5 protein-coding genes and 2 pseudogenes are annotated in these 9288 nt (G+C 58.9%); 4 read left to right on the forward strand and 3 right to left on the reverse strand.

What is annotated here, in order from left to right; all coding sequences use genetic code 11:
* The first annotated feature begins 174 nt into the window (after positions 1-174).
* Together AC0L3X_RS45690 and AC0L3X_RS45695 are read left to right on the forward strand one after the other, a co-directional pair.
* Entirely contained in the window at positions 175-687 is a 513-nt protein-coding gene (locus AC0L3X_RS45690) for a phasin family protein (protein ID WP_085398568.1), read from the forward strand.
* A 162-nt stretch (positions 688-849) separates the two neighbouring features.
* Positions 850-1809: an alpha/beta fold hydrolase gene (locus AC0L3X_RS45695; protein WP_085398569.1), complete on the forward strand. Its 960-nt coding sequence runs from the start codon at positions 850-852 to the stop codon at positions 1807-1809.
* A gap of 1511 nt (positions 1810-3320) precedes the next feature.
* Here AC0L3X_RS45695 and AC0L3X_RS45700 read toward each other — a convergent pair.
* Entirely contained in the window at positions 3321-3533 is a 213-nt protein-coding gene (locus tag AC0L3X_RS45700) for a cold-shock protein (RefSeq protein WP_028154346.1), read from the reverse strand.
* A gap of 579 nt (positions 3534-4112) precedes the next feature.
* Positions 4113-4292, reverse strand: coding sequence for a hypothetical protein (locus AC0L3X_RS45705; RefSeq protein ID WP_028154347.1), 180 nt, complete (start codon positions 4290-4292; stop codon positions 4113-4115).
* Positions 4293-4864: 572 nt separating this feature from the next.
* Between AC0L3X_RS45705 and AC0L3X_RS45710 the strand changes: the two are divergent.
* A pseudogene (locus AC0L3X_RS45710) lies at positions 4865-5487 on the forward strand (response regulator transcription factor).
* A gap of 402 nt (positions 5488-5889) precedes the next feature.
* Entirely contained in the window at positions 5890-7899 is a 2010-nt protein-coding gene (locus tag AC0L3X_RS45715) for a response regulator transcription factor (RefSeq protein ID WP_354100719.1), read from the forward strand.
* Positions 7900-8745: 846 nt separating this feature from the next.
* Here AC0L3X_RS45715 and AC0L3X_RS45720 read toward each other — a convergent pair.
* A pseudogene (locus AC0L3X_RS45720) lies at positions 8746-9038 on the reverse strand (hypothetical protein).
* Positions 9039-9288 lie beyond the last annotated feature (250 nt).

Genomic DNA, 9288 nt, shown 5'->3' on the forward strand with positions numbered 1-9288 from the left:
CGTTTGTTGGTTGGAGTTGCTACCTGAAATCATCGTCCACATCGCAGAGCGTGCGATTGATCTCAGTTCATGCGGGACTCCAAAATGCGCGGGTTTGGAACGCCACATCACAAAGCCTGTTGTCGGTTCAGAAATGACCGTTGTGGTCGCAGCCCCATATTCTTGGAGCGTCAGATGAGCAAACGCAAACCGGCACCAGCGTCAAAGCGCGCCCGCAATCCGAAAATGACCGCGCGGGCCCAACGGAACACGCAGGCCATTGCTAGAAGCCCGAAAGAGACTTTTCTTCGCTCTGTTGCGGCAGTCTCGATTGAACCGCCTCTTAAGCTTCATGATGATCCTAGACACGAGGCTCCTATCATTGAGTCTCGGGTGGATGCCTTGCCAGAGGACCTCAGTCAGAGAATGATTGATAGCGATCCAATGAAAGGCTTTGCGGAAGCCACGGCAAACATGCAGGCGTACCAAGCAAAGCTTCTTGAGATAGCCCAGGCCAACGTGCAATTTGCTTTTGATTTCGGCCTGAGACTTGCGATGATCAGGTCACCAACTGAACTTTTCGCCGTCATTACGGAGTTTACAAGCAGACGGGTCGATATGTTCGGGCAGCATTCGAAAGAATTGGCGGCGTATCCGTTCTGGCGCATCAAGCCGCCCCGAGAGCTCACGGCTCTGGCCGGACGATAACTGCAAGCGGTACCCGCTGCGGCAAAGGATGGACGCAAACGCGGATCACGCACGCGCCGATCACGTTGCGCGGCTCACAACGAGGGAGCGGAATCAGCAGCCCTTAGCGGGCTCGGTGCCGCCAATGCGAGGGACCCACGATCAGGAATGTAGGTTGACACCATGTCCACAACTGAAGCCGTTCTGCTGATCGTTTTTGCGGGACTTGTCGTTCTGATCCTCGGCAACATCGCGTTTCAGGTGACAGCGGAGCGAAAGAATCCGCCTATCGGCGTCATTACCGATTGCGACGGAGTGCGCCTTCACTATATCGAACGGGGCGATGCCGCCGCGCCTTGCGTGGTCCTGTTTCACGGGAACGGCACCATGATTCAGGATCTCGTCCTAAGCGGTTTGGTCGACCGTCTGGCCCACAACTATCGCGTCGTTTGCTTCGACCGGCCAGGGTTTGGCTACAGCGACCGTCCGCGCACGCGCATCTGGACGCCCACAACGCAAGCTGCCTTGTTCGCGAAGGCTCTTGATCAGCTTGGGGTGCGCAATCCCGTGGTGCTCGGCCACTCCTGGGGAACGCTGGTGGCGATCGCGCTGGCGCTGCGAAGCGGTTATGCCGTGAGTGGGCTGGTGCTTGTGTCCGGCTATTATTTTCCAACCGCTCGGACGGACTTTTGGCTCATGTCAGCTCCGGCGCTGCCGCTGCTCGGCGATCTGATGCGCTACACTATCTCGCCGATCATATCGTGGGCCATTATGCCGAAGCTGATGCGCACCTTGTTCGCGCCGCGTGCCATTCCGCCGGAATTCAAGAATGAATTTCCGATCTCGTTGGCTCTCCGGCCCAAGCAGTTGAGGGCGGCCGCCGAGGAGAGCGCGTTCCTTATTCCAGCTGCTGCGCAGCTGCAGCTTCAATACCGGGGCATCCGGTGTCCGGTTAGGATCGTGCATGGAAAGGCTGACCGGCTCATCGAGGCCGACCAGTCGCGCCGCCTCCACGCGGTGTTGCCCCGCTCCCTGCTTCATCTGGTCGAGGATGCCGGTCACATGGTTACCTATGCAGATACGCCGGGAATAGCGGATGCCGTAGCGGCGCTGGCGCTCCCCTCACCGGTGCGGACCGCATAGGCTTTCTTGCTGCAATGCGGGCGTCCGAAAGGGCCCGAGACATGCCGGTCCGGTCTGACGATGTCCGTTATCCGGTCAGACCAGAAGTCGCCCGCTCAGGGACAAACCGACGCGATTGACCGTGCGCCCCGAGGGCGCGAACTATCAGTAAGGGAGGGTCTCACCCGGATAATGTCGATTGGTCCGGAAGCTGGCAGGCGGCTCGGTCGGGTAACTGGCTGGGTCGGAGCCCTGCGACAAAGGCGGCCTTGGGCCGCTGAGCGATCCGATGGGCCGTAACAAAGTGAAGCCTGAGCAGGCCTCGAAAGTTCTAATGCGGATGCCGACCCTCCGGTCATTTGGGGAAGGCCGCACGTGTGGGGAAGCAATTGACACGCGCACCCACGCGATCCGCCGGGGTAGTGGGCACGGCACGTCGGAAGGGTAGTTCGCAGTTACAGGGGGAGATCCGTCGCGGACGAGGGTAGCGGCCTCAACATCGCATCAGGCGGTGGTCACGGTGGGAGTCGGACAGGGCAGTAGGAGCGTTGATGCCGGGTAATGCCGGTGGAGCAAAGGGCCCCGACTTCTGGTGCGCTTTTGAAGATGGTGAGGTGACCTGACAACGCCTGATAAGATCCGGAGCCTTCAGAGAAAGCTCTACTGTAAAGCGAAGGCGGAGCCCACCTTTCGCTTCTATCTGCTCTACGACAAGATCTGTCGCGACGCATGGTTCATCGCTCGCGAGCCTTCAACCGGTCATCGTCACGGAAGAGGGCCCGAACAGCAAGCATTGTTGCGATTGATCGGAACGCTGGTCGAGGTACCGCCTTTTGTTTAGCAGAACTCAGCAGTTCGCAGGTCATGGCGCTGGCCGACGTATACGCCTTTAGTGCGGCAAGCGCGCAGCTCGTGGCTGCGAGCGTTCGAACTTTACGAGTCTGAGCGTCAGACCGACATTGGCCGCGCCTTTGTCACACCTCGTGCCTTTGAGGGGGCTTTGCGCGCCGCGCTCGCAGGACATTTTCGCGATCGATCAACCGATCTCCTGCTTTGCGCTAGTCCTACCACGTTTGTTGAATTGCACGGCCGCCCAATGCACACACGAATCGTTTCGTAAAGAGGTTGAACAGGCCGCATCAGGCCGAGGGGGCGAACTGACAACAGGCAAAGCATCCGCGGCAGCGGGGTACTCATGAAGTCTGTAAACATCGCCCGCAGTTTAGATCTTCAAACAGCCTTTGCTGCTCCTTCGCCAGGATAAAACTAGGAGTCAGCCATCCAGCGATCGGGGAAGCGAATACCAACCTCTACGCTCTTGACCTGGCTTAGCGAATCCAAACTGCTTTGTCGGCTCTTCTCTCGGCGACCACGCGCGATGATTTTTAAGCGAAGCCGCCGACGAGCTTGCTTATGCATGGCTTTGACCGGTTCAATCAAAAACCCCGCTCCCAATGATTTGGGAACGGGGCATGACCACAAGCTCTGCCAGTACATCCGTGGCGAAAGCGACAGGTCTGTCGTGCTCTTACTTAAGCAGCAGCACGAAGATTTTCGGCGGCGGACTTGCCCGTACGACGGTCTGCGACGACGTCATAAGACAGCGTCTGACCTTCGCTGAGAGTGCCCATACCGGCGCGTTCGACCGCGCTGATATGAACAAAAACGTCGTTGCTGCCGTTTGTCGGCTGGATAAAGCCGAAGCCCTTTTGGGTATTAAACCACTTCACTGTACCTGTGTTCATCAGATCGTCCTTTCGTAAACGCGCAGGATCTGGCGCGCGGAGTTGCGGCCAGTCCGGTTAGTCGATGTTGGAGAATGTCTGAAACGTGCGCGCCGTCAGGAGTTGAGGCGAAAGCGGAACAGTTGTTCGGCCAGTATCGATATCTGAAACAATACACCAGCAGTTGAGAGACTTCAATAAGAAAGCCAACGGTGCTTTTCAACACGGTTGGTGGATTTGTTCCGAAACTGGTGACTGAATTGCGGGAACGACCTTGGGTGCTCGGAAATAGAGCGGCTCCTCGCCTGCACGACAAAAGGAGTCGGCCGGGGCCGGGGGCTTGAAATGCTTCCGCGAGCTTCACTTTTTGCGCACTTTCCTGCATAGTTCGGCATGGCAAAAGTAAAAGTGAGTTTCAAACCGGTCCGTAACTCTGAAGGCGACTGGGCTATCATCGCCGAGTACCCAGGCGCAGAACCCCGAGAAATTATGGGTTTCACAAGCAAGACAGAAATTGACGATTGGATGAATGGAGAGCGTCGGATCGCATGGCTCCGATCCCAGGGTTACGCGAAGTGACATGATGGCTCCTTCCTCCAACTATCTTTGCAGCGTGATACGGCTCTGATCAATGAGTGCAAGGATCCAGTAATGACCGAACGGAAACGCTCCGCCCAGCAGCAGGTAGCCTTCGAGGCGGACCGCAAGGCGCAAAACCCAAACGGAGCGCGGCAAACGATTGCGGACAGTCAGGCCGATCCAAAGTTTCAGGAAAACCACAGACGTCTCAGAGCGGAGCGGTTAGCGCGAGAGATCGAGGGCAAGGCCGGCAGGTGAGGCTCTTGAAGTTCTATCGGGGATGTTCTTCCCGGTGGTGCGGATTTCAGGAGAGTGCCGCTTCGACGGTGTGAACCTAAGTAGTCGCAAATGGAGAAAGCCCGCTCGTTCCGGTGTCATGTTGAAGAAGTGAAAGCCGGCTTTGTAGGAGCCGTGCACAACGCTTGATGAACGTGTCCTCGATGACCGGCCGGCGGAGCACGCCGTGCGGCGAAGGCAGCTGGAGACGGACCGCGGAAGAAATCTAGTAAGCGAGAGCGAGAATCCTCGTCGGTGCATCGAGCCCCGAGGGTCTCTAGAATGAAAGCCTTTCTACACCGCCTCCTGACGATCAAGTCCGACTTTCCAATCTGGGTACGCTAGGCGACGGCGGTCGCGGCCATTCTGGCCGCCGCCTACCTCTGCTCCATCGGTTGGATCGCCCGACGTCACGCGCGGACACAGAACCCTTTCCAGGGCTCGCGACGTTTGCACAACTGGAGGAAGTGAGGACGTGTAATGAGGGCCAGAACGACATGCGGATACTGATCGTCGACGACCATCCCGTTGTCGTAACGGGCTGCCGGGCCTTGTTCACTTCGGACCCTTCCGTCGAGATCCTGGAAGCTTCCGATGCAAAGGACGGCCACCGTGCGTACTTGCAGAAGCATCCCGACGTCACCGTGGTTGACGTGACGCTTCCCGACCTTACCGGCTTCGAATTGACCCGGCGAATCCGCAGGGATGATCCCGCCGCCAAAATAGTCATGTTCACCGTGAGTGAAGATCCAGCGTTCGTGGTGCGCGCTGTGGAGATGGGCATTCAGGGATATGTCTCAAAGGGCGATGATCCCCGTCTCCTGCCAAGGCCATCCGGAAGGTTGCAGCCGGGGAGCGCTTCGTCTCACCGCGTCTGGCTGAAGCGACGACCTTCGCGGGCGCGGCGATCAAGGCCAGTCCTTTGACGCAGATGAACCCACGCGAACTCGAGATCCTGAAGCTTTTGGGTCGCGGCGACCGCATCTCAGAAGTCGCGTCCGAACTCGGCATCTCCTATAAAGCCGTTGCCAACACGACCTCCATGCTGAAGTCCAAGCTCGGCGCTAAAAATCACTCCGACCTCGTCCGGATTGCAGTCGAGATCGATTTGTACCGGTGAAGGGTCGTCGACTGGGATCCTGTTTTTCGGCCGCTTTCGCGCAATAACGACATCGGAGAGAGTTCTACTCATCAGTGCCATCGAGCGGTACGACCTCTGGACGGCTAGGGCGATCCATATGGCGCTATCCGGACGGACTGATTGAACTCATCGTCAGAAACGTCCGCACGAACTCCATTATGATAACTAGGAACCCAATCGGCCGAGCGGAGTTAAATCGCCGCTTCTCAGTTGCGTTGCGAGGCCGAGCGAAGGAAGCCCATGCGTCGCGTTCGACTTGTGATAGCAGATCGACGTCCCATTGTTCTGCAGGGTTTTGCATCGCTGCTCGTAGCGCAGCCCGATTTCGAAGTGGTTGCGTGCTGTCTTGATGGAGTTAGTTGCCTTGCGGCCATTCGGAGCTTGACGCCCGATGTGGTGTTACTGGAGGACGGGTTCACAGATGTAACCGCCTCCGACATCCTCGCCGTCATGGACGACGAAGGCCTTTCCTCCCGGCTGGTGTTCTTTACTGCTACTGTCGCCTGCGGCGATCTTGCCAGGGCACTGGCGACCGGTGCTTGCGGCGCGATTTCGATGAACGCCCAACCAGAAGCGCTGGTCCAGTCCCTGAGGCTGGAAAAACCGGGGTCCGACTTGGCTAGGGTCGGTAACGAAGCTAATGGGATCGCCTCGTTCGGCAATAACGTTCTGGCGGTTCTGACCGTCAACGAGCGGACGATCATGGATCTCGTCGCCGAAGGTTTGTCGGACAGTGAAATTGCTCGGGTGCTCGGTGTCTCTCTCGAGATCGTCAGGATTCACATCGACCACGCGCGACAGAAGCTCGGAATCAAAAGCCGGACGGAGCTCGCCGCGCTGGCACTGTCGCGCCGTTATGGCGCGATGAGTATCCTGGCAGCTGCGATCTTGGCAGCATTGGACGATTCGCCCTGTCACGCCGCAACCGAAAGTTTCACGGTCATGGCCGAAAACGGGTGTGCGGAGGTCGTCACCATCAAAATCAGCCGCAAGGAAGCAGTATCAGGTGGGACCCTGGCCAGAGGCGCGACCAAGGACCGCGCCGGCGCCGCAACTGGGTCATCGCCGACCGGCAAAATCGTCGATCCCGTGGCCGAGATTGCCGCGAGCCTATTTACGCAGGTAACACTCAACGCGCCGAGGCCGGGTTCGAGCAGCTACAGCATCTTCATGGTTGCAGCTTTCGCCGCCTTGATCTACGAGGTCGATGGTGCCAACCACGCCGTGCAGGCGTTCGATTTCGGCGATGACATCGTCACTTCATCTACCGTAAGCGACGCCAATGGACTGGCATCCGCACTTCCCGGGTTCGCAAATTTCGGCGGCACGGCCGTGTACGATGGGGCGTTCGCATTCGAGTTCGCTCAAGGCGATACAATCGCCACAGGCGGCAGCGAGCTTAATGTCGGCAATGCCCATGCGGAGGGTGGCGGCAGCGACCGAGAAATCACTATTCCCCGAGGTTCCGGGACCGTTGACGTTGTTGCGGCGGCCACGAACGAAGCCTCGCAGCGTGACCCAACGCAGACAGGCCGGGATAACGGGTCCAATCAGGATCGATCGCAATCGGACTTGCGCGCTTCCGACAACAGCTCCGAAACCGCTAAGCGCGAGGCCCCGGGAGACGATTTAAATCACGGCCAATCGCAGAAGGCCCTGCATGAGTCCGACCACAGCTCCGGAGCCGCCAAGGGGCACGCCAAGCATGAGGCCGCGGGAGACGATTTAAATCACAGTCAATCGCAGAAAGCCCTGCATGAGTCTGACGCCGGCTCCGGAGCTGCCAAGGGGCACGCCAAGCATGAGGCCTCGGGAGACGATTTAAATCACGGTCAATCGCAGAAGACCCTACACGAGTCCGACAACAGCTCCGGAGCCGCCAAGGGGCACGCCCAGCATGAGACCGCGGGAGAACATTCGAATCGCGGACAGGCGCACGGCGATTTGCAGGCTTTCGAAGATGGCTCCGCGGCCGGCAAGCAACACGCACAGCATCCACAGGCAGGTGATTTAGATACTGCCAAACCGCAGCGGGATATACCAACGGCGTCCGCAAATTCTGCCAACGATGCACATTCGGCATTGAAGATTGCGACTGCAGGAAAGAGTGGGCCCTCTTCCGGCAGCGCAGATCAGGCCAAATCAGCGGTTGGCACCGAACTTGGCGATTCCTTTCATTTTAAAAATGGCACCGACAATACGTTTTCAGACATGTATGACCTACAGCAACTGAGCCACGGAAATGGAAAAAACCATGGAGATAGTCAGCATGCTGTTGCACGCGAGGGGCCGGAGCCGGTCCAGGATGCTGACGGGATTGATATTTCAGATGCGCACCACGATCACTCAGGGCACGCCAATCTCCATGCGGCTCACGATTTGATTGTGTAGCAATTACTGATCGAATGGGCCGTGCTGCCTTCAGAACAGCAAGATCATCCGTGTCGGCCAAGTCGGCGTTCACCGCAGCATTCGAGCATCCCCTCGAGGCGCTCGCGACGCCATCAAGGCGATCCAGGACAAGACCGAGGTATCCAGGGTCGTAGAGGAGCTGCTCGATGGCTGACGGGACCTACAAGCTGAAGGAGTGGCCGTCGCCTCGGGACCTCTCGGCGCTCCCGCGACATCACCCGGCTGCTATATTCCTTGACAAGCTCAGACAACGCCCACTGAATGCGGGCATTAAAGGTCAGACCAGATGGTGAGCGACGGCTTGAACAAAGGAGTGGTAGGCGGCACCAGCGAAGCTGGTGGCACATCGGCTGATAGCGCGGATGCTTCGTCGCGACCCTTCGTTGGTGGAGAGGGCGAAGGCCGCTCATGGCCGCCAGGCCAACCAGTTCGCGCTGGCCTTCGTACGCGAGTGGGAGGACCAAGGACCTCCTTGCGCTACAGCTCGGCGAGCGCGCATCGAACCTCATCAGCCGTGACCGCGAGATGGTGCGGCTCGGCTGCGCAACTGTTCTCCGTTCTATCTTGCTGAGGGCGTGACTTAGGCGACTACGACGCCAGGCTCCGCCTCAGAAGGGCGGCGCGACGCGTCGCCAAGCGAGCATCTGGAGCTTCACCGAAGGACCGGCCGGACGAGGACACAGAGAGCATCAAATGGAAAACCCCGCCGTCCGCCGGCGGGGTTTTTTTGTGTCCTACGAAAGTAGAGGGCGTTTAATTAGGGGCGTTTTATGCTCGTCGCGCGCAGCGCGGAAAGGGCCTCTCCGAGAGCGGGCTTTTCCTAGGTCACCAGCTACGGGTCCCGAAGCTGAAACCGATGCTCGGGCCGCCGTAGTAGTATAGCCGCGGTCGTAGTAACTGGGCCCTCCGTAGTACCCGTAGCTGCGGCGCACGACGTACCCGTCATCGTCGCCGCCGTAATAGCGCTGAACGTAGCGGGGGCCACGGGTCCGATAGCAACGTCCATATTCGTTGCAGACCAAGCGGACCTGGTCGATGGCGGAGGCTTCCGTCGACCCGGCGGCGGTCGGATTGAGCGGGGCGGCGACCGCCGCCGATCCCAGCAGCGCCGCGGCCACGGCGCTGGCGGGCGCTTTTGGTCGATCCTGAGGTGGATGCGAGTTTTTGGATTTGCTTCATGGTGGGAAAGCGCCAGCGGGCAGGGTGGTCGGTCATGAGGCATTAGAACATAACAAGAACAATTGAGTCGAGTCGCAACTCACGGACGCAGCGGGGAAAACCGTCGACGCTAACGGCGTCGCAACCGATGCGCTCGGCCCTCAGAGAATGGCGCGGCCTAATGCCCCCGCGCCGGCGCGCCGAGGTCGA

Source organism: Bradyrhizobium sp. MI1.7, assembly GCF_055811795.1.